Origin of the sequence: Rhodococcus rhodochrous (assembly GCF_014854695.1) — a bacterium.
Classification (GTDB): Bacteria; Actinomycetota; Actinomycetes; order Mycobacteriales; family Mycobacteriaceae; genus Rhodococcus.
On record NZ_CP027557.1, the window covers coordinates 1263157 to 1283614 of the forward strand.

Here is a 20458-nt window from a genome sequence, read left to right on the forward strand (position 1 = left end):
CCGACGAACCGATTCGACTTCCGCCGCGCCGACACGGGACGCTGGAGGACATGACGTCGTCCCGTCCCGTCCTGACGACCCCGGTGCTGTTGCTCATGGCCGTGGCGACGGGTCTGTGCGTGGGTGGCAACTACTTCAACCAGCCGCTGCTCGACTCGATCGCCGAAGCACTGGACACCTCCCGATCTGCCGCCGCCTCCACCGTGACGGTCGCGCAGGTCGCCTACGCGCTCGGCCTGCTGTTCCTCGTGCCGCTCGGCGACATGTTCCCGCAGCGGCGGCTGGCGGTGATGCTCATGCTGGCCGCGGCGGCGGGGCAGGGGCTGAGCGGATTCGCGCCGAACATCGGGGTGCTCGTGGTGGGCACCGCGATCGCCGGTCTGTTCTCGGTGGCCGCGCAGGTGCTGGTGCCGTTCGCGGCGACCCTCGCGACGCCGGAATCGCGGGGTCGCGCGGTCGGCACGGTGATGAGCGGGTTGCTCGTCGGGATCCTCGTGGCGCGGAGTGTCGCGGGCATCCTCGCCGAACTCGGCGACAGCTGGACGACGGTCTACCGGGTGAGCACGGTCGCCATGGTGATCGTGGCCCTCGCGTTGTGGCGGGTGCTGCCGGCGACCCCACCGGTGGTCCGCCAGGGTTACGGCAGCACGCTGCGATCCCTCGGGACGTTGATCGTCACGCATCCCCGCCTGCGGACCCGGACGCTGCTCGGCGGACTGGGTTTCGCGTCGGTGGGCGCGCTGTTCTCGACGATGGCGTTCCTGCTGTCCGACCCGCCGTTCGGCCTCGACGACCTGCAGATCGGGCTCGTCGGGCTGGCCGGGGTGGCCGGTGCGTTCGCCGCGACCGCGGCGGGCCGGCTCGTCGACCGCGGTTACGGACCACCGACGACGGCGGTGGGCGTGGTCACGCTGGTCGCGTCGTGGGCGGCGCTCGCGGCGGGCGGGAGTTCGCTGGTGTGGTTCGTCGTCGGGATGCTCGTCGTCGACCTCGCGCTCAATCTCGTGCACATCACCAACCAGAACATCGTGTACGCCCTCGACCCCGACGCCCGCTCGCGCGTCAATTCCGTCTACATGACGGGCTACTTCGTCGGAGCAGCGTCCGGTTCGGCGCTCGGCACGATGGCGTGGAGCGCCGGCGGGTGGACCGCGGTGTGCGTGCTCGGTGTCGGGCTGGCGGCCCTCGCGGGCGTCGTGTGGGCGCTCGATCTGCGGCTCGCCGCCCGGATGCGTGCGCGTTCGGCTACAGCGACCGGCGGACCGGCAACAGCCTGAGATCGCGCGCCCGGCCGATCGCCTCCACCCGCGTGTGCACGCCGAGCTTGCGGTAGATGCTGCGCAACTGGGTCTTGATCGTGTTGTGCGAGACGAACAACTTCTTCGCGATATCGGCGTGCGTCGATCCCAGCGCGAGCAACTCCAGCACGTCCGTCTCACGCCGGGACAGTTCGACGTGGGTGACGGGTTCGGTGAAGACGGACCCGATCGCCTCGTCCGGGCCGATGGGACCGCCGAGTTCCGCGAGACGCCCGGCGACACCCTCGGCGAGAGTCGTGAAGGCGCGGCGGTTGCCGAGGGCCTCGGCGAGGGTGCGGGCCCGCTGCCAGCTGCGTACCGCGGTGTCCTTCTCGTCGAGATCGAGGTGGGCGCTCGCCTCCATGAGCAACGCCTCGAGATGTGCGCGCGGGAAACCGCACTCCGTCCACGGAACGCGCTTGAGTTTCTTGAGCGCGACGTCGGGATGGCCGGTGAACAGTTCGACGCGCGCGTTCGTCACCACGAGCATCGGATGGTTCTGCGGCGACTCCTCGGCGAGGGCGCGCGCGAGGTTGCCGTTGCCGAGCGCCAGCTGCAGGTCGATCTCGGCGGCGCCGAGCAGGATGCGCGAGAACGCGCCGCGGTCGAACAGATCGTGGTGCGAGGCGATGAGCCGGTGGAGTTCGGTGAGTCCGTCGTAGGCGTTGCCCGTCGCCAGGTTGTAGTAGGCCCGGCCGTAGGCGACGAATCCCCAGAGTTCCTCCGAGACCCGCGGGACGCCGAGCTCGTCGAGATATCCGACGGCACGGTCGAGCTCGAGCGAGTCGAGGTGGACGAGCGTGGACGCAACCCGACCACCCACCTTGACCATCTCTCCCCAGCGGCCCTCCGTGGGCTCGGCGTTGCTCTCGGTGCGCAGCCATTCGCGGGCGCGCGGATTGTCGCCGGTCACCGCCCAGTTCAGCGCCGAGCTTCCCGCGGCGTTCTGGATGACGAAGGCGATGTTCGCGGCGTAGGCACCGCGGTAGGCGCGGCGGAAGACGGTGGTGGACTCGGTCAGATATCCGGCGAGCTGGAGCGTGATCGCCCACTGCACTCGCAGCAGAGGGAGCTGCGGGCCGAGATCGTCGGGCCGGTGTTCGAGGATCGAATGGACGAGTGGACGCAACAGGAGCGTCAACCGCGCGGCCTCACCGAATTCGCCCGAGACCCGCAGGGTCAGGGTCTGCACCGTCGCGACGTACACGGCCTGGGCGGCCCCGGGTGTCTTCCCGAGCTCGGCGAGTTCGTCGGGATCCGTGGGCAGGGAGGCGTGCAGGATCGAATGTTCGTCGAGCATCTGCGTGAACAGCGCGCGACCGGCCTGGACCGACGGGTGGTCGCCGAGCTCCTGGTCGGGGATCTGCCGGAGCACCTTGACGAGAACGTCGAAGGAACTGTCGACCATGCGCGCCCAGGATTCCTCGACGATCGCCACGGCGGTCTCCCAGTCGCCGGCCTCGACCGCGTAGATCGACGCCTCGGCGGGCTTGCCGGCGTCGCGGTGCGCCCGGGCGAGTTCGACGAGCAGGGCGTCGACATGTCCGGGGCGCTCCCGGCGGGAGATGTCGAGCACGCACGAACGGACGGCGTCGGGCCACCGCCATGTCCGGGGATCGTCGAAGGGCGAATCCATCACGAGGCCTGCCGCGGCGAGCATGGCCAGTGATGCTTCGGCATCCGCCGTGCCCGTCAGTTCGGCTGCCCGGTGGGCGGTGACACTGTGGGCAGCGGCGACCGAGAACGCGAACTCGCGGTGCGCGTCGTCGAGTTCGTCGAGCCGGTTCTCGACGTACGTCCGCACGAGGCGGGCCAGGGCAGGGGTCGGCAGTCCTCGGGAGTCGATCAGGCGCTGGGGCCGGCTCCGGGCGACGACCGCGGCCGCCGAGACCAGGGTGGGCACACCGCCGAGTACGCGACACACGACCTCGCACTCGCTGTCGGTGCGCTCCGGTCCGGCATCGCGCAACAGCGTCGTCGTCTCCTCGACGGTGAAGGCGAGATCGGCCGCCGGGACGTACGTTGAGTCGATCCCGCGGAGGACGACCTCGGTCATGTCGGTGCTGTTGCCCGGCAGGCAGACGATCGCGTCGAGCCGTGGGCAGTGGTCGAGCAGCCGGAGGGTTCCGTCGAGCACCTCGGCCGAGTTCTGCGGCGACACGCAGGCGAGCACGAGCAGGCAGGCCGACTTCAGATCGCGGAAGGTACGGACCACACGCTCGGTCGGGGAATCGTCGGGACCGCCGGTGGAGACCTCGACGGCCGGGTGGTCGGCGAGAACCTCGAGCACACGCTCGGACAGGTCGCCCTCGCCGTCGCCGGACGCGGCGAGTTCGGGGACCCAGACGATCGTGTGGTCGGGTGCGCCGCCCCGATGGAGCCATCCTGCAACGAGGGTCCGTTTGCCGAAGCCCGGGGGAGCGTCGATCACCGTCAGCGTGGAGCACCGGTCGAGACACGCGAACAGTCGGGGCCGCGCCAGAGCCGAGGACAACGAACGCCACGCGGGTGCACCGACGCGAGGGGAGCCGGAAACACTCACGCGCACTCCTTCGGAAGGCTACGGCCCCATCTGCGCAGGCGTCGACGCCCGAGCAGCGTCCCCCGACAGGCTCTTGGTCGATCACAGACTACCTGGTCCGTTGTCGTGAGGTGCGGTAACGACAACCGTCGTGACGTGCGGTAACGACGGCAGCCCCGCACCCGGACCGTCGAGCGGACTCGACGGAGCGGGGCGGGGCTGCGGCGGTGCGGTCCGGCGACTAGCTACCGGATGCGCTCAGACGTGCCTTCTCGAGTGCGGCGAGGGTGCGCAGGATCGTCGCCTTCTGCTTCTCCAGATCGCTGCGGCGGGCGCGGGCGGCGAGGCCGTTCTGCTCGGCGACGAGCGCGAGCTGCGCGTCGATCGCAGAGAGCTGATCGAGCAGCGCGAGGGCCCGGGTCTGGATCTCCTCGACGTCCACGGCACCCGTCCGGACCGGAGCCGCGGACTTCGCCGGCTTGGGCGAGGAGGACGAGGACGAGCTCCGGGTCGCGGAGGCCGGACGCGTCGACGTCTGCGCGGAGGAACCGGTGTGGCTCTCGGTGATCGCGGCGGCGCGGGGACGCAGGGCCTTGCGCACGAGTGCCGGGTCGGGCTGCTCGGCGAGACGGATGTCGTTGAGGGCGCGGCGGGCCTCGCGGGCGGCGAGGCGGTGCTCGTACTCCTCCTCGTCGTCGGACTGCAGGGTGCCGCCGATGGGGCGCAGGCCGTACATGCCCATGAACTTGCGGGCCTCGTCGATGACGGCTTCGTGCTTACGGCATGTGGCACAGCGAGGTTCGTTGCGGAAGACCTCGACCGAGTCGGTGTCGCCACACCAGACGCACGCACCCGGCGACCATCGTCGGACCGTTCGGATTGTCGCGTTTTCCGTAGGGGCTTCGAGAGTTTGCGCGTCGGTCACGAGGTGCCACTTTAGGTGAAAGCCGAGTTACGCAGGGGAGGGGGGTCTCGCATGACCTGCGACGATTTCGCGCGGCGTGACGAAGATCATCCCCGTCCCGGCGCGTCCTTCAAACCATTGCGCCACACAGCATTTCCATACCACCCGGTCTGCCGGATCACGTTGCGGTAGCAGCGGTGAGCCAGCGCACCAACGGCCGGAACTCGCGCCACACCGAACGCACCTCCTCGAGGGTGCGCGGACTGTCGATCCACGGCGGGGAGATCTCGGTGCGGCCGGCCCACAGGGACCGGTGACGCATGAGTTCGATGCGGGGATGATCGGCGTCCACGCCGCGCGGCCGGGACTTCAACCGGTCGCCGCCGATCTCGTATCCCGCGCGTTCGAGCTTGCGCACGATCCTTCCGAGCTCGGGGCCGCGACGGTCGTGATCGACCCCGGTCCGGTAACCGGCGATCTGATCGGACGAGCCGTGGAACAGGCCGGCGGCGACCCGCAACCCGGCAGCGTTGATCTCGACGTAGTAGCCGACGCTCTGCGCGACGGAGACGAATCCGCCCTGGTGGGTCTTGTACGGCAGCTTGTCCTTGCTGAACCGCACGTCGCGGTACGGGCGGAAGGCCTTGCCCTCCCCGAACTCCTCCTCGAGTTCCGCGAGTAGGGCAAGCATCGGGCCGCGCACGCAGTCGTCGTAGACGGCCTTGTGCGCGGCCCAGAATGCTTTGCTGTTGTCGGCCTCGAGATCGTCGTAGAAGTCGAGGGCCGCGACGGGAAATCCGGTGAACACCCGGACAAGTCTGCCCCGTCGTCGAGCGGAAGGTCAGGCGACCCCGTTGAACAGCGAGGTGACCGAGCCGTTCTCGAAGACCTCGCGGATCGTCTGCGCGAGCAGCGGAGCGATCGACAGCACGGTGAGGCAGTCGAACTGCTTCTCCGGCGGGATCGGCAGCGTGTTGGTGACGATGACCTCCTTGGCGCCGCACGAAGCGAGGCGCTCGGCGGCCGGGTCGGAGAGCACACCGTGAGTGGCGGCGATGATGACGTCGCCCGCGCCGGCCTCCTTGAGGATCTTCACGGCGCCGGCGATGGTGCCGCCGGTGTCGATCATGTCGTCGATCAGGATGCAGGTGCGGCCGTCGACCTCACCGACCACGCGGTTCGACTTGACCTGGTTGGGAACCAGCGGGTCGCGAGTCTTGTGGATGAACGCCAGCGGCGCGCCACCGAGGGTGTCGGCCCACTTCTCGGCGACACGCACACGACCGGAGTCGGGGGAAACCACGGCGATGTTCTCGACGCCGTACTTGCCGCGGATGTACTCGGCGAGCTGGCCCTGGGCGTGCATGTGGTCGACCGGACCGTCGAAGAAGCCCTGGATCTGATCGGTGTGCAGGTCGACCGTGATGATGCGGTCGGCGCCGGCGGTCTTGAGCAGATCGGCGATCAGGCGGGCGGAGATGGGCTCGCGGCCGCGGTGCTTCTTGTCCTGACGGGCGTAGGGGTAGAACGGCAGGATCGCGGTGATGCGCTTGGCCGAACCACGCTTGAGCGCATCGATCATGATGAGCTGTTCCATGACCCACTGGTTCAGCGGGAACGGATGGCTCTGCAGCACGAAGGCGTCCGAACCACGCACCGACTCCTCGAAACGCACGAACGTCTCACCGTTCGCGAAGTCCCGTGCCGTCTGCGGGGTGAGGGGGACGCCCAGTTCCTTCGCGACCTGCTCCGCCAGCTCGGGATGGGCCCGGCCGGAGAAGAGCATCAAGTTCTTCTGGTTGTCGATCCAATTGGTCACTGGTTCTGGCCGTCCTTCTGGCGATCGTGGTCGTGCTGCTGCTGTGCTCTCGATGCTGCCTCGGCAGCGGGGGTACCGGCGCGATTTCGCTGGACCCATCCTTCAATATTGCGCTGTGGCGTACCCGACACCGCCAGCGCCCCCGGAGGAACGTCGCGACGGAGTACTGTGCCGGCGCCCGTGTAGGCGCCGTCGCCCACCGTGAGGGGAGCGACGAACATCGTGTCCGACCCGGTCCGGACGTGTGACCCGACGACCGTGCGGTACTTCTTCACGCCGTCGTAGTTGACGAACACGCTCGACGCTCCGATGTTGGAGTGCTCGCCGATCTCCGCGTCGCCGACATAGGTGAGGTGGGGGACCTTCGAATGCGCCCCGATCTGCGCGTTCTTAGTCTCGACGAAGGCGCCGAGCTTGCCGCACGCGCCGAGTTCGGTGCCGGGACGCAGATAGGTGAACGGGCCCACCGTGGCCTCCGCGCCGATCACCGCGTCGGAGCCGTGGGTGCGCACCACGGTGGCACCGGCGCCGACCTGCACGTCGGTCAGCGTCGTGTCGGGGCCGATCTCCGCGTCGTCGGCGATCACCGTGCGGCCGCGCAACTGCACACCCGGGTGGATGGTGACGTCGGTGCCGAGCACGACGTCGACGTCGATCCACGTCGAGACCGGGTCGATCACCGTGACGCCCTCACGCATCCAGTGCTCGAGCAGGCGCCGGTTGAGTTCGGTGGTCAGTGCGGCGAGCTGGACGCGGTCGTTGACGCCGGAGACCTGCACGGCGTCGTCGGTGTGCACACCGCGGACGGTGTGACCCTCGCCGCGGGCGATCTTCACGACATCGGTCAGGTACAGCTCGCCCTGCGAGTTGTCGGCGCTCAGCTTGCCGAGAGCCGACCGCAGCGCGGCCGCGTCGAAGGCGTACACGCCCGTGTTGATCTCCTGGATCGCGCGCTGCGTCGGGGAGGCGTCCTTCTCCTCGACGATCCCGGCGACGTCGCCGTCGGTGGTGCGCACGATGCGTCCGTAGCCGGTGGGCTCGGACACCGTCGTGGTGAGGACGGTGACGGCGGCCGGCTCGGTGTCGAGGTGCGCGTCGAGCAGTTCCTGCAGGGTGTCGGGGCGGAGCAGCGGGACGTCGCCGGCGGTGACGACGACCGTGCCGTCGAAGTCGTCGGGGAGGGCACCGAGGCCGCACTCCACGGCGTGGCCGGTGCCGAGCTGTTCCTCTTGGACGGTCACCAGGATCTCGCGGCCGAGACCCGCGGCGACGGCGCTCACCTCGGCGGAGACCTCCTCGCGGCGGTGCCCGACGACGGTGACGAGATGGGCGGGTCCGAGTGCGGCGGCGGCGTACAGGGAGTGCGCGAGCATCGTGCGTCCACCGAGGGTGTGCAACACCTTCGGTGTCTTCGACCGCATCCTTGTTCCTGCTCCGGCTGCCAGCACGACGATCGCGGTCTGCACCTGCATGTAGCTCCCTCGACACGTTTCTGCACGCCGGTCCGTGCGTGCACCGGGGAAGCGCTGAGGCTCCCCCGGGACGGTTCCCGCTCCGCCGCCAGGACTCGAACCTGAACTATCTGAACCAAAATCAGAGGTGCTGCCGATTACACCACGGCGGACTGCCACACCCCCGCGGCGGAACCGGCGGGCGTGCGCCCCCGATCCTCGCACGAGACGGCGTCGACGTCGAACCTGGGGTGGCGCGATCGGGAATGGATAGGCTGTCGAACGTTCGAGTACGTCCCGCCGCCGAAGGAGGACCCTGTGTCGCAGGCGTCGCAGAAGCGAACCGAGCGCACTCCGCGGATCCGGATGACGGGCACGCAGCGTCGGGAGCAGCTCATCGAGATCGGCCGCGCCCTGTTCGCCGAGCGCGGCTACGAGGGCACCTCCATCGAGGAGATCGCCCAGCGGGCGCAGGTCTCCAAGCCGGTCGTCTACGAGCACTTCGGCGGTAAGGAAGGCCTCTACGCGGTGGTCGTGGACCGCGAGATGACCGTTCTGATGTCGATGGTCACCGAGAGTCTCACCCGCAACCGGTCGAGGATCCGCGTCGAGCGGGCCGCGCTCGCACTGCTCACCTACATAGAGGAACGCACCGACGGCTTCCGCATCCTTGTGCGCGACTCGCCGATGTCCGCCGAGGAAGGCACCTATTCGAGCCTGCTCAACGAGGCGATGCGGCAGGTGGGGGAGCTGCTGACCGGCGACTTCTCCCGGCGGGGCCTGAACCCCGAATTCGCTCCGCTCTACGCCCAGGCGCTCGTCGGCATGGTCGCCACCACCGCGACGTGGTGGCTCGACCGCCGCACCCCGTCGAAGGAGGATGTGGCGGCCCACCTCGTGAACCTGTGCTGGAACGGTCTCATCGGTCTGGAAGCGGACCCGAAGCTCGGGGAACCCCCGGTTTCCGAATAGTCCTCTCGTTTTCGGGACCGTCTGCTCTCTACTTTCAGGTAAGTGGCGTTATCGTTGGGATACCCGTGAGAAGGCAGGCTGTGGTGGGACGACAAGTACGCGCAGAGGTGACACGCGAATCGGTGCTGCAGGGCGCAGCGACGATCTTCGTGCGCGACGGGTACGCGGACGCGAACCTGGGCGACATCATCGAGGAGGCCGGCGTCACCAAGGGTGCGCTGTACTTCCACTTCGGTTCGAAGGAAGAACTGGCGCGCGGGGTGATCGACTCCGGCTATCTCCGCTTCGAGGCCGCCGCCGAATCCAAGATGGACCGCCGTTCCCCGGCGCTCGAGACACTGATCGACCTGTCGGTCCTGCACGTCGACATGTCCGAGACCGATTCCGTGGTGCGGGCGATGTTCCGGCTGCTGGTCGAGATCGGCGACTACCAGGGCACCGAGCACCGGCCCTACGAGATCTGGCAGAACAACCTGCAGGAACTCGCAGCCCGGGCCGCCGACGAGGGCGACCTCGTCGAGGACGTCGACGTCCACGCCGTCTCCCTGTTGCTGCTCGAGCAGGCGATGGGCGCACGGATCATGGCGAACGCCCTCAAGGCGACCGAACGGCTCGCCGAACAGACGGGCGCGATGTGGCGGATGATCCTGCCCGCGCTGGTGCCGGCGAACAAACTCGAATACTTCCGGCAGTTCGTGGAGCGCCGTCTGCGGCTGCAGTCGTGAGTTTCGGGCCGTTCTCCGCCGAGGAGGCCCCCGCGGCGCTGGCGGGTCTGCTCGACCGGTTCGGACCCGACACCGCCGTGACGATCGGTGTCGTGCCGTCGTTGCTCACCATCGCCCAGGCCGCCGACGTCCTCGGCTGCTCCCGCCGACACGTCGCCCGCCTGGTCGACACGGGCGCACTCGCCGCCGACTTCCACGGCCTGCACCGGCGGGTGTCGCGCTCCGACGTCCTCGAACTCGCGAAGCAGCAGGCGGAGGTGGTCACGACGGTCCTCGACGGACTCGCCGACCTCACGCGGCGCGAAGGACTGTACGACCCGTTCTGACAGCATGACGCGGCCCGCCGCGGCAGCACGGTACGGTCCGTTCCGACGATTCGACGAAGGGTGACGATGCCGGTTCGAGTGGTGCTCGGTGCGACGGTCCTCGCCCGCCCCCGCCTGCGCGATGTGGCGCTCGCCCTCGCCGAAGAGGGCCTCTACCAACCCTTCTGGAGCGACGGGATCATCGCGGAAGTGGACCGCCGACTACCGCAGGAACTGCTGCGTCCCGCCCGCGACTTCCTCTTCGCCGAACTCGACCGCGCCTTCCCCGACGCCCGCGTCGTGTGGCCCACCACCGTGCTCCGCGAGGTCCCGCATGTGACGGGACCGAGGGAGGCACACGTGACCTCGGTGGCGCTGCTGTGCCACGCCGACGCCGTCGTCACCGCCGACCCCGAGCTCACGGGGGCACTGGAACGATCGGGCATCGAAGCGTGGACACCCGACGCCTTCGTCACCTTCGCGCTCGACGCCGATCCCACCCGCACCCGCGCGGCACTACTGAGAATGGTGCGCCGCCGCTGGCTCGCCGACGACGACACCCGGCGCGAGGTGGGCGACGACGAACTGCTCACCAGGCTGGCCGAGTGGGCGGCGCGCGATCTCGGTGCCAACAGCGCCGACCTCCTCGCGCCCCCGGCGCGGTGACGCCCGGGGGAACAGCGGAATAGACTCGACAAGGTTCTCGTCCCACACTCAGGAGCGCCTTCCTTGTCTGCTGTGCCCCCGGCCGCTGTCCCACTGTCCGGATTGGCGCGGATCGCGCTGGCCGACGACAGACTGCGCAGGATCGGCGAGCTCGCCGGTTCCGCCGAACAGGAGATCGTCGCACCACCCGCCGCGCGGCCGTTCGTCGCGGCGGCGCTGGCCGAGAAGTCACCGCTGCTCGTGGTCACCGCCACCGGACGCGAGGCCGACGATCTCACCGCCGAACTCACCGAGATGCTCGGCGAGGGCGTCACGCAGTTCCCCTCGTGGGAGACCCTGCCGCACGAGCGCCTGTCGCCGAGCGCCGACACGGTCGGCCGTCGCCTGCACGTCCTGCGTCGCCTCGCCCGTCCCGACGATCGCGACCTCGGGCCCGAACTGCGGGTCGTCGTCGCCACCGTGCGGTCGCTGGTGCAGCCGATGGCTCCCGGGCTCGGCGAGATCGACCCCGTCACGCTGCGGGTCGGCACCGAACACGACTTCGAGGAACTCGTCGAGCGACTCGTCGAACTCGCGTACACCCGCGTCGACATGGTCGGCAAGCGCGGTGAGTTCGCGGTGCGCGGTGGCATCCTCGACGTCTTCCCGCCCACCGCCGACCATCCGGTCCGCGTCGAGTTCTGGGGCGACGAGGTCACCGAACTGCGCTGCTTCTCCGTCGCCGACCAGCGTTCGATCTCCGAAGTCGACGTGCCGGTGCTCGTCGCACCGCCGTGCCGCGAACTGCTGCTCACCGACGAGGTCAAGGCCCGCGCCGCGCAGCTCGCCCAGGACAACCCGGCCGACGCGGCGCTCGTCGAGATGCTCGACAAGATGGCCGGCGGCATTCCCGTCGAGGGCATGGAAGCGTTGCTTCCGGTGCTGCAGCCCGGTGAGTTGCAGTTGCTCACCGACGTTCTGCCCGCCGGGACGCACGTGCTGATCTGCGATCCGGAGAAGGTCCGCACCCGCGCGAGCGATCTCGCCCGCACCGGGCAGGAGTTCCTCGAGGCGTCGTGGACCGCCGCCTCGATCGGGGGCGCGGCGCCGCTCGACACCTCGAACCTCAACGGAGTGGACGGCCGGAAGCTCGATCTCGGTGCGTCGGCCTACCGGTCGTTGCGTCAGGTGCGCGAGGCCGCGCAGGCCGCGGGCAGACCGTGGTGGACGCTCAGCCCGCTCGCCTCCGGTGCCGACACCGAACTCGTCCTCGACGTGCAGCCCGCCCCCGAGGTCCGCGGCTCCGAGGACCTGCTGTCGATGCTGTTCGTGAACCTGCGCGCCCACGTCACCGCCGGTGGCCGCGCGGTGATCGTCGTCGCCGGTGCGGGCACCGGACAGCGGATCCTCGAGCGGCTGAAGGAGAACGAGGTCCCCGCCGCCAAGCTCGAGCCGGGCACCGAACCGGTGCGCGGGCAGGTCGGTGTCATGCGCGGTTGCCTGCACGAGGGCGTCGTCCTCCCCGGCAACGACGACAACGTGGTGCCGGGGCTGGTGGTCGTCACCGAGGCCGACCTCACCGGCAACCGCGTGGTCACCGAGGGCCGCAAGACTCCCGTCAAGCGTCGCAACCAGGTCGACCCGCTCGCCCTGAACGCCGGTGACTTCGTCGTCCACGACCAGCACGGCATCGGCAAGTTCGTCGAGATGGTCGAGCGGACCGTCGGCGGCGCCCGCCGCGAATATCTCGTCATCGAATACGCACCCGGCAAGCGTGGCCAGCCCGGAGACAAGCTGTTCGTGCCGATGGAACAGCTCGACCAGCTCTCCCGGTACGTCGGCGGCGAGCTGCCGTCCGTCAGCAAGCTCGGCGGATCCGACTGGGCCAACACCAAGCGCAAGGCGCGCAAGGCGGTTCGCGAGATCGCCGGTGAGCTCGTGCGGCTGTACGCGGCGCGGCAGGCCTCGCCCGGCCATGCCTTCGCGCCCGACTCGCCGTGGCAGAAGGAGATGGAGGACGCCTTCCCCTTCACCGAGACACAGGATCAGCTCACGGTGATCTCCGAGGTCAAGGCCGACATGGAGAAGGCGGTGCCGATGGACCGCGTCGTGATCGGCGACGTCGGCTACGGCAAGACCGAGATCGCGGTGCGTGCGGCGTTCAAGGCCGTGCAGGACGGCAAGCAGGTCGCGGTGCTCGTCCCCACGACCCTGCTCGCGCAGCAGCACCTGCAGACCTTCACCGAGCGGATGGCGGCCTTCCCCGTGACGGTGAAGGGACTGAGCCGGTTCACCGATGCATCCGATTCGCGCGCGATCACCGAGGGCATGGCCGACGGCACCGTCGACATCGTCGTCGGCACCCACCGCCTGCTCCAGACCGGGATCCGCTGGAAGGACCTCGGTCTCGTGATCGTCGACGAGGAGCAGCGTTTCGGCGTCGAGCACAAGGAGCACATCAAGGCGCTGCGCACGCACGTCGACGTGCTCACGATGTCGGCCACACCGATCCCGCGAACCCTCGAGATGAGCATGGCCGGGATCCGCGAGATGTCGACCATCCTCACCCCGCCCGAGGAACGGCACCCGATCCTCACCTATGTGGGTGGCTACAACGACAAGCAGGTCGCCGCGGCGATCCGCCGGGAGTTGCTCCGCGACGGTCAGGTCTTCTACGTCCACAATCGGGTGAGCTCGATCGACAAGGCCGCCAAGCGACTCCGCGATCTCGTCCCCGAGGCGCGGGTCGCGGTCGCGCACGGGCAGATGAACGAGGAGACTCTCGAGAAGACGGTGCAGGGCTTCTGGCAGCGCGAGTTCGATGTGCTGGTGTGCACGACGATCGTCGAGACCGGTCTCGACATCTCGAACGCCAACACGCTCATCGTCGAACGCGCGGATTCGCTCGGCCTGTCGCAGCTGCACCAGCTGCGCGGTCGCGTCGGGCGTTCGCGTGAGCGCGGCTACGCGTACTTCCTGTACCCGGCGGAGAAGCCGCTGACGGAGACCGCCTACGACCGGCTCGCCACGATCTCGCAGAACTCCGATCTCGGCGCGGGTATGGCCGTGGCCATGAAGGACCTCGAGATCCGCGGCGCCGGTAACGTTCTCGGTGCCGAACAGTCCGGTCATGTCGCCGGGGTGGGCTTCGACCTGTACGTGCGGCTCGTCGGCGAGGCCGTCGAGGCGTACCGGGCCGCGGCCGACGGCCGCACGGTCACCACCGACGAAGCACCCAAGGAGGTGCGGATCGACCTTCCCGTCGACGCGCACATCCCGGCCGACTACGTCGCGTCCGACCGGTTGCGTCTCGAGGCGTACCGCAAGCTCGCCGCTGCGAACGACGACGCCGCGATCGCCACGGTCGTCGACGAACTCGTCGACCGCTACGGTCCGTTGCCCGAGGAGGTCCAGCGGCTCGTGTCCGTCGGCCGGTTGCGGTTGCTGTGCCGCGAGTACGGCCTCGAGGAGGTCGCGGTCACCGGCACCCAGATCCGGATCTCGCCGATGGAACTGCCCGACTCGAAGCAGATGCGGCTGAAGCGGTTGTATCCGGGCGCGCAGTACCGCGCGACGAGCGGTCTGGTGCAGCTGCCGATCCCGCGGACCGGCGGGGTCGGATCGGACCGGGTGCGCGACGTGGCGTTGCTGCAGTACATCGCCGACTTCCTGCTCGCCCTCGACGGCAAGCCGCAGGGTTCGGTGGATCTGAACAGTGCGGCGACGGTGAACGCATGACCGACTACACCGCTCTCGCCGAGGCGGCGGCCGTGATGGACAGACTGTGGTCGTTCGGGGGTTGGGAGGTCACCCAGACCCACGAGAGTCTGCGCCGCTATCTGATCGAGGAGACCTACGAGGTACTCGACGCCGTCGAGTCGGGTGATCCGGACGAGCTCCGCGAAGAACTCGGCGACCTGCTGCTGCAGGTGCTGTTCCACTCCCGGATCGCCGAGGCGAACGGCCAGTTCACGGTGGACGACGTGGCGGCGACCCTCGTCGCCAAGCTCGCCGCGCGCAGCCCGCACCTGACCAACGGGCACACCGGGCCGCTCGACGTCGCGGAACAGGAAGCGGCGTGGGAGATCGCGAAGAAGGCGGAGAAGGCACGCGCGTCGTGCCTCGACGGGATCGCAATGGCACAGCCTGCACTCTCCCTGGCCGACAAGGTGATCGAACGCGCGAGGCGAGCGGGTTTCCCGGAGGACCTGATGCCCGACGCATTGCGGGTCGTCCGGATCACCGGCACGGGTGACACGGAGTCGACGCTCCGATCGGCAATCCTCGCGTTCGCCGGATCGATCCGGGCGACGGAGAAGGCCGCGCACACCGACGGGGTTCCGCACGGCGGGCTCGACGAGGATGCGTGGCGTCGCTACTGGGCACCCGCCGACGAGCACCGCGCCTGAATGTGTCTCATCCGACCCAGCGGACCCCGTGCCGGCTGTCGGGTGGAATGCACCAGCGACCCTCGAACTCCGGGAACTGCGCCCGCACTTCGGGGAGCAGGTCGGGGACGGTGAGCAGGATGCAATCGGGGGATGCGTCGCGCAGAGCGGTGAGGTCGACGATCGGGACGTCCGTGCCCGGCATGCGCCGCCCGGCCTTCGCGGGTGAACCGTCGGCGACGGCCTCCATGAGCGAGCGGTCGACGCCCGCGCGCGCGAACAGTGCCACGGCCCGGGAGGCCGCGCCGTAGGCGAACACCCGTCGGTGTTCGGCGGCCGACTCCCGCAGCCAGGAGACGAGTTCGTCCACCTGGCGGTCGGCCTGCCGCTGCAGGGTGCGCAGCGTCGCAGCGCTCGTGATGCCGGTCGCCCGTTCGGCGGCGAGGATCCGGCGCGCGCTCAGTCCCGCATTGGTCCACGGATCCCGTTCGGCAGCGACCAGCACGGTGCCGCCGTAGAGATCGAAGGTCCAGGCCTCGGAGATGTGCAGTCCCACGTCCTCGAGCAGTCGCCGCAGCGCGGTCAGCGAGTAGTACGCGAAATGCCCGTGCCGCAGGGCGTTCCACTGTCCTTGCGAGACGATGGCGGAGAGGGTGTGGAACTGCAGCAGCAGCACACCGTCGGGGGACAGTGACGCCGCGCGCTTGAGGAAGGCCGCGCGCTGATCGGTTTCGTGCATGATGCCGAAACTGTCGAGGACGACGGACGCGGCGGCGCCGGGGACGGCGGGCCGGAATCCGCGTTCGATCAGCAGGGGAAGCCAGGTGCCGCCGTGCGGGCTGCCGAACTCGATCACCGTGCGGCCCTTCAGCCTGCCGGCCTTCCCGACCGCCTCGACGGCCTCGCGGGCCTGCTCGCGCAGTGCCTCCGGCTCGATGCCGCGGGGTTCGTCCGGGACGGTGTCGTCGTCCGCCAGTTGCGCGAGTCCGCACCCGGTGCACAGAACCATCGCCAGTTCGTGGGCTGATTCGGCGGGTGAGGGAGACGAGTCCGCGGATGGAAAGAGATCGGCGGGCGGGACCGCCCCGAGATCGAGGACTCGCTCGAGGCGATCGTGGCCGCACGCGCGGCACCTGTTCATTCGCGGGACACACCCGCCGGACGTGGCCGCAGCGTCGGGTCGAGGCGTCCCGCATCGGACAGCCGCCGCAGATGTGCCAGACGTGTGAAGCGCTGCGTGAAGTCCTCCTTCGTGAGGTCGTCGGCGACGAAGTGCCGGAACAGTTCGGCTGCGCCCGCGTCGACACTCCACGACGGGACGAAGGCCGGCATGGCGCGGCGGATGGCCGAGAAGTTCACGCGGTACGACCGCGGGTCGGGGCCGGTCTCGCCCGTGATGGAGACGAACGAACCGGGGACCGCGCGGGTGACGGACTCGGCGATGTCGCGTACGCGGACGTTGTTGGACTCGGTGCCGACATTGAAGGCGGCACAGTACACGTCGCTCTCCGGTGCGGTGAGCGCGCACGCGAACGCGAGGGCGATGTCCTTCGCGTGGACGAGGGGACGCCACGGCGTCCCATCCGACAGGACGCGCACCTCGCCGGTGAGCACCGCGGTGCCGACGAGATTGTTCACGACGATGTCTGCACGGAGCCGCGGCGAGTATCCGAAGGCCGTGGCGTTGCGGAGGAATACGGGACAGAAGCCCGAGTCGGCCAGTGCCGCGACGTCGTCCTCGACCCGGACCTTGCTCACGGCGTAGGGCGTGAGCGGACGGAGCGGGGCGCTCTCGTCCACGAGATCATCGCCCGCGCTTCCGTACACCGAGCAGGTCGACGCGTAGAGGAACCGGCGCACACCGGCCTCCTTCGCGCACCTGGCGAGGTGGACGGACCCGAGATGGTTGATGTCGTAGGTGATCTCAGGTGCGAACGCACCGAGCGGGTCGTTCGACAACGCCGCGAGGTGGATGACGGCGTCGAAACCGGTGAGGTGCTCGACCCCCACATCGCGGATGTCGACGGTCATGCCGGGCGGATCCTGCGGTGCCGTACCGAGGGTGCATTCGGCGAACAGGCCTGTGTCGAGGCCGACGACCTCGTGACCGCGGGCGAGCAGTTCGGGCACCATGACGGATCCGAGATAACCCTGATGGCCTGTGACGAGTACGCGCATGTCAATCTCTCCCGGGATCGTCGGCAGTCATGAGGTTCACGAGGTCACCGCCGGTGTCTCCCACACCGTCCACGGATGGATACCGCGTGCGAAGTTGTCGTCGAGTTCGGCGCGTTCCTTGAAGGTGTCGGCCGGCTTCCAGAAGCCGAAGTGGCGGTAGCCGAACAGTTTTCCCTGTCCTGCGAGCGGACCGCACACGTCGGCGACGAGGTCGCCGCCGGGTGGCAGCAGGTCGAAGATCGCCTGGTTCAGGACGAAGTATCCGCCGTTCTCCCAGATGGGGAACTCGCTGACCGGGGTGATCTCCTTGATCTCACCGTTCTCCGCGACGTCCACGCAGTGGAAGGACGACTGCGGGGGCACGACGAGCATGGAGGCCGTGGCGCCGGACGCGTGGAACGCGTCGATCATGTCGTCGAGCGGGGCGTCGGTCAGCACGTCCGCGTAGTTGGCGAGGAAGTACTCGTCGCCGTCGAGATGCTTGCGGACGCGGCGCAGGCGTTCACCGATCGCCGATTCGAGCCCGGTGTCGACGAAGGTGATCTTCCAGCCGCTGATGTCGGTGCTCAGGCAGTCGACCCGGTTGCCGTGCAGAACGAAGTCGTTGGACTGTTCCTCGTGGTAGTCGAGGAAGAACTCCTTGATCTTGGACGCGCCGTAGCCGAGGCAGAGGATGAACTCCTTGTGCCCGAAGTGCGCGTAGTACCGCATGATGTGCCACAGGATCGGGCGCGGACCGACCATCTGCATCGGCTTGGGCATCTGGTCGTTGCGATCGTTGCGCATGCGCATGCCGTAACCGCCGCAGAACAGTACAACCTTCATGATGTGGTCCTCCAGGACAGTTCGGGTTCACCGATGGTCGTGTGGATGGTGGGGAGGGGGAAGACGAGACGTCCTCCCCAGTCCGCGATGTAGGCGAGTTGGCGGGTCAGTTCGGGTTCGAGGTTCCAGGGCAGTGCGAGGACGATGTCCGGCCGGTCCTGGGCGATCCGCTCGACGGGTTCGATGGGGATCCGGGTCCCCGGGGTGAAGCGTCCGTGCTTGTACGGATTCCGGTCGACGGTGTAGGACAACAGATCCGGTCGGATCCCGCAGTAGTTGAGCAGGGTGTTGCCCTTGCCGGGCGCTCCGTAGCCGACCACCGACAGACCCTCCTCGCGGCACTGCAGGAGGAAGCGCAACAGCTCCAGACGGGAGGTGCGTGCGAGCGGTTCGAGCCGGAAGTAACCGGTGGGATCGTGCAGTCCTGCGCGCCTTTCGATCTCGAGTATCTCCGCGACGCGCGGTGTGCGGTTCTGTGCGACCTGATCGGGTCGTGCCCACACGCGGATAGAGCCACCGTGGGTGTCGAGCAGTTCGACGTCGACCACCCGGAGCCCTCCCGACGCGAGGGCCCGGGCGGCCGACAGCACCGTGTAGTACTGGAAGTGTTCGTGGTAGATCGTGTCGAACTGGCCGAGCGCCACCAGGTTCAGAGCGTGGTGGACCTCGATGCTGAGCCAGCCGTCGTCGGCCATGAGCAGGCGCAGTGCCCGCGTGAATCCGACGAGGTCGGGTACATGGGCGTAGACGTTGTTGGCGACGACGAGGTCCGCAGGTCCGTGTTCCGACCGGATGCGTTCGGCGAGTTCGACATCGAGGAATCCGGTGTGGGTCGGCACGCCGGCGGCCCGGGCCGCCTCCCCGACGTTGACCGACGGTTCGATGCCGAGGCACCTGATGCCGGCGTCCACAGCGTGACGGAGCAGGTATCCGTCGTTGCTCGCCACCTCGATGAGGGTCGAATCGGGCCGTAGCCGCCCGCTTCCGAGCGCGTCGTGCACGAAGCGCCGGGCATGGTCGACCCACGACTGCGAGTACGAGGAGTAGTAGGCGTACTCGGTGAAGGTGTCCTCCGGCGTGATCAGCGCGGGTATCTGCAGCAGCAGACAGTCCTCGCACAGACGCAGGTGGAGCGGGTAGGTGCATTCCGGGAGGTCGAGCTGCTCGGCCGTGAGGAATCGTTCGCACGGGGGAGTGGCTCCGAGATCCAGGATGCTGGTCAGGCGGTCCGAATTGCACAGTCGGCACTTCATGCGGGTGCCCCCTCGCTGGAAGAGCGTGTCCGGGCCGGCGCCCGAACTCGATGCCCCCAATAAACCATACTCAAAGAAGGGAAACAAGCCAAAAAAAGACTTCAGTTTGGTTTTCGTGTTTGCTGGAAACCTGCCGTCTCACCCCCTAATCTCATATCCGTATTCGTTGTGCCGGTGTCGGGCAGTGCACGCGAAGCAGGGGGAAGCTGGACGTGTTTGGAGGAACTGCCCGATGTCGTTTCAAATCGTGGAGCGCCACGAAACCCTCGTTGTCGGCATTCCGGTTCGTAGTCCCCGCCGAGCTCTCGGCCGACTCCGAGATCCGCACCTCGAAGAGGCATGGACTGCTCTGCTGAACGGGGAGACGTACGGTCCGTTCGCCGCGGCCTACACCGATCACGCGGAAGACATAGATTCGTACTACACGCAGACCGTGGGGTTCTGCTGCTCGTCGGTCGACGACGTCCCCGAGGGGTATGTCGTATCCCGTGTTCCGGCCGGCACCTACGCGAAGTTCTCCGCGGTGGGAAGCCGATTCACGGACGTCTTCGACGACCTGTGGCGCCAGATCTGGGACGCCGAAGCGGAAGGTGAGATCACCCGCGCCTTCACCGGCGATTTCGAGACCTACCCGCACGCCTTCGGAATCGAACTCTATGTCGCGATCGTCGACCCGAGGCAGGAGGCGGACCGATGACGTTCACGGTCGTGAAGGCGGAACCCTGCCTCGTCGGCGGACTCGTGGTCCCGGGAGCGGAACCGGGAGTTTTCGGAGAATCGGGCGATCTGACCGATTTCACATTGGAGCGGTTGCGGCTGAGGAAGATTCGCGACCTCATGGCCGTGTTCACCTGCCATCCGCGCGTGGGATGGTCCGCGGTCTTCGGATACCGCCTGGACGATCCGGACGATCTGGAGACAGGCGACTCGATGATCCGGGTCGGCGAGCGGTACGCGGCACGTTTCGTGCCCGACGGGCCGTCCCCCGACCTCTACAAGGATCTGTGGCGGCAGGTCGAGATGGCCGAGAAGGAAGGCGTGATCAACCGCGCCTACACCCAGGAGTTGGCGGTCATCCCGGAGCGGGGCGAGCCCGTGTTGTACATATCCGTGGTCTGAGCATGCCCCGGTTCGTCGAGCGCACAACCTCGTCGGGGGGCGCTCGGCGGGCCGC

The 20458-nt window shown here is 68.5% G+C and carries 18 protein-coding genes and 1 tRNA gene; 9 read left to right on the forward strand and 10 right to left on the reverse strand.

Annotation, left to right across the window (positions count from 1 at the left end; translation table 11 throughout):
- Positions 1-50: 50 nt before the first annotated feature.
- On the forward strand, positions 51-1277 hold the full coding sequence (locus tag C6Y44_RS06025) for an MFS transporter (protein WP_159419005.1): 1227 nt from the start codon (positions 51-53) through the stop codon (positions 1275-1277).
- Here C6Y44_RS06025 and C6Y44_RS06030 read toward each other — a convergent pair.
- The 6 genes from C6Y44_RS06030 to C6Y44_RS06055 all read right to left on the reverse strand — a co-directional run bounded on the left by C6Y44_RS06030 (position 1246) and on the right by C6Y44_RS06055 (position 8166).
- On the reverse strand, positions 1246-3840 hold the full coding sequence (locus C6Y44_RS06030; protein ID WP_174247083.1) for a LuxR C-terminal-related transcriptional regulator: 2595 nt from the start codon (positions 3838-3840) through the stop codon (positions 1246-1248). The genes C6Y44_RS06025 and C6Y44_RS06030 overlap by 32 nt on opposite strands.
- Before the next feature lie 220 nt (positions 3841-4060).
- Complete coding sequence (locus C6Y44_RS06035; RefSeq protein ID WP_120281712.1) at positions 4061-4744, reverse strand: hypothetical protein; 684 nt, start codon at positions 4742-4744, stop codon at positions 4061-4063.
- A gap of 157 nt (positions 4745-4901) precedes the next feature.
- Positions 4902-5531: a DUF2461 domain-containing protein gene (locus tag C6Y44_RS06040; RefSeq protein ID WP_159419002.1), complete on the reverse strand. Its 630-nt coding sequence runs from the start codon at positions 5529-5531 to the stop codon at positions 4902-4904.
- A gap of 33 nt (positions 5532-5564) precedes the next feature.
- Positions 5565-6542, reverse strand: a complete 978-nt coding sequence (locus C6Y44_RS06045) for a ribose-phosphate diphosphokinase (protein ID WP_006553847.1) — start codon at positions 6540-6542, stop codon at positions 5565-5567.
- Positions 6539-8014 carry a bifunctional UDP-N-acetylglucosamine diphosphorylase/glucosamine-1-phosphate N-acetyltransferase GlmU gene (gene glmU / locus C6Y44_RS06050; protein ID WP_159419001.1) on the reverse strand — a complete coding sequence of 492 codons (1476 nt, stop codon included), beginning with the start codon at positions 8012-8014 and terminating at the stop codon, positions 6539-6541. Before glmU ends, C6Y44_RS06045 begins: the two co-directional genes overlap by 4 nt.
- Before the next feature lie 80 nt (positions 8015-8094).
- Positions 8095-8166 (reverse strand) — tRNA-Gln (locus C6Y44_RS06055).
- Between the two features lie 193 nt (positions 8167-8359).
- Here C6Y44_RS06055 and C6Y44_RS06060 point away from each other — a divergent pair.
- From C6Y44_RS06060 to C6Y44_RS06085, 6 genes are all read left to right on the forward strand, one after another.
- Positions 8360-8965 (forward strand): TetR/AcrR family transcriptional regulator, encoded by a 606-nt coding sequence (locus C6Y44_RS06060; protein ID WP_172415033.1) that lies wholly within the window; start codon positions 8360-8362, stop codon positions 8963-8965.
- A gap of 83 nt (positions 8966-9048) precedes the next feature.
- Positions 9049-9690, forward strand: a complete 642-nt coding sequence (locus C6Y44_RS06065) for a ScbR family autoregulator-binding transcription factor (RefSeq protein ID WP_263869920.1) — start codon at positions 9049-9051, stop codon at positions 9688-9690.
- Positions 9687-10016, forward strand: a complete 330-nt coding sequence (locus C6Y44_RS06070; RefSeq protein WP_088899102.1) for a helix-turn-helix domain-containing protein — start codon at positions 9687-9689, stop codon at positions 10014-10016. Before C6Y44_RS06065 ends, C6Y44_RS06070 begins: the two co-directional genes overlap by 4 nt.
- A gap of 66 nt (positions 10017-10082) precedes the next feature.
- On the forward strand, positions 10083-10661 hold the full coding sequence (locus tag C6Y44_RS06075; RefSeq protein ID WP_159418999.1) for a PIN domain-containing protein: 579 nt from the start codon (positions 10083-10085) through the stop codon (positions 10659-10661).
- 63 nt (positions 10662-10724) lie between these two features.
- Entirely contained in the window at positions 10725-14378 is a 3654-nt protein-coding gene (gene mfd / locus C6Y44_RS06080; RefSeq protein ID WP_174247082.1) for a transcription-repair coupling factor, read from the forward strand.
- On the forward strand, positions 14375-15049 hold the full coding sequence (locus C6Y44_RS06085) for a MazG family protein (RefSeq protein ID WP_159418998.1): 675 nt from the start codon (positions 14375-14377) through the stop codon (positions 15047-15049). Before mfd ends, C6Y44_RS06085 begins: the two co-directional genes overlap by 4 nt.
- Positions 15050-15056: 7 nt before the next feature.
- Here C6Y44_RS06085 and C6Y44_RS06090 read toward each other — a convergent pair whose 3' ends face one another.
- The 4 genes from C6Y44_RS06090 to C6Y44_RS06105 are packed head-to-tail and all read right to left on the reverse strand — an operon-like array spanning position 15057 to position 19284.
- Positions 15057-16169 (reverse strand): class I SAM-dependent methyltransferase, encoded by a 1113-nt coding sequence (locus tag C6Y44_RS06090; protein WP_159418997.1) that lies wholly within the window; start codon positions 16167-16169, stop codon positions 15057-15059.
- On the reverse strand, positions 16166-17206 hold the full coding sequence (locus tag C6Y44_RS06095; RefSeq protein ID WP_192378727.1) for an NAD-dependent epimerase/dehydratase family protein: 1041 nt from the start codon (positions 17204-17206) through the stop codon (positions 16166-16168). The genes C6Y44_RS06090 and C6Y44_RS06095 overlap by 4 nt, the downstream gene beginning before the upstream one ends.
- Before the next feature lie 36 nt (positions 17207-17242).
- Positions 17243-18031 carry a glycosyltransferase family protein gene (locus C6Y44_RS06100; RefSeq protein ID WP_159418995.1) on the reverse strand — a complete coding sequence of 263 codons (789 nt, stop codon included), beginning with the start codon at positions 18029-18031 and terminating at the stop codon, positions 17243-17245.
- The gene (locus C6Y44_RS06105) at positions 18028-19284 is read right to left on the reverse strand and encodes a class I SAM-dependent methyltransferase (RefSeq protein ID WP_159418994.1); all 1257 of its coding nucleotides are present in this window, start codon (positions 19282-19284) and stop codon (positions 18028-18030) included. Before C6Y44_RS06105 ends, C6Y44_RS06100 begins: the two co-directional genes overlap by 4 nt.
- Positions 19285-19516: 232 nt before the next feature.
- On the opposite strand from C6Y44_RS06105, the gene C6Y44_RS06110 reads away from it, so the two are divergent.
- Positions 19517-19981 carry a GyrI-like domain-containing protein gene (locus C6Y44_RS06110; RefSeq protein ID WP_159418993.1) on the forward strand — a complete coding sequence of 155 codons (465 nt, stop codon included), beginning with the start codon at positions 19517-19519 and terminating at the stop codon, positions 19979-19981.
- Positions 19978-20403: a hypothetical protein gene (locus C6Y44_RS06115; protein WP_159418992.1), complete on the forward strand. Its 426-nt coding sequence runs from the start codon at positions 19978-19980 to the stop codon at positions 20401-20403. The genes C6Y44_RS06110 and C6Y44_RS06115 overlap by 4 nt, the downstream gene beginning before the upstream one ends.
- Positions 20404-20458 lie beyond the last annotated feature (55 nt).

What these genes read in the sequence shown, in the direction of transcription:
- C6Y44_RS06100 (WP_159418995.1), bottom strand. Translation starts at nt 18,031, where the DNA reads ATGAAGGTTGTACTGTTCTGCGGCGGTTACGGCATGCGCATGCGCAAC.
- C6Y44_RS06085 (WP_159418998.1), top strand. Translation starts at nt 14,375, where the DNA reads ATGACCGACTACACCGCTCTCGCCGAGGCGGCGGCCGTGATGGACAGA.
- C6Y44_RS06025 (WP_159419005.1), top strand. Translation starts at nt 51, where the DNA reads ATGACGTCGTCCCGTCCCGTCCTGACGACCCCGGTGCTGTTGCTCATG.
- C6Y44_RS06115 (WP_159418992.1), top strand. Translation starts at nt 19,978, where the DNA reads ATGACGTTCACGGTCGTGAAGGCGGAACCCTGCCTCGTCGGCGGACTC.
- C6Y44_RS06060 (WP_172415033.1), top strand. Translation starts at nt 8,360, where the DNA reads ATGACGGGCACGCAGCGTCGGGAGCAGCTCATCGAGATCGGCCGCGCC.
- glmU (WP_159419001.1), bottom strand. Translation starts at nt 8,014, where the DNA reads ATGCAGGTGCAGACCGCGATCGTCGTGCTGGCAGCCGGAGCAGGAACA.
- C6Y44_RS06075 (WP_159418999.1), top strand. Translation starts at nt 10,083, where the DNA reads ATGCCGGTTCGAGTGGTGCTCGGTGCGACGGTCCTCGCCCGCCCCCGC.
- C6Y44_RS06095 (WP_192378727.1), bottom strand. Translation starts at nt 17,206, where the DNA reads ATGCGCGTACTCGTCACAGGCCATCAGGGTTATCTCGGATCCGTCATG.
- C6Y44_RS06105 (WP_159418994.1), bottom strand. Translation starts at nt 19,284, where the DNA reads ATGAAGTGCCGACTGTGCAATTCGGACCGCCTGACCAGCATCCTGGAT.
- C6Y44_RS06110 (WP_159418993.1), top strand. Translation starts at nt 19,517, where the DNA reads ATGTCGTTTCAAATCGTGGAGCGCCACGAAACCCTCGTTGTCGGCATT.
- C6Y44_RS06090 (WP_159418997.1), bottom strand. Translation starts at nt 16,169, where the DNA reads ATGAACAGGTGCCGCGCGTGCGGCCACGATCGCCTCGAGCGAGTCCTC.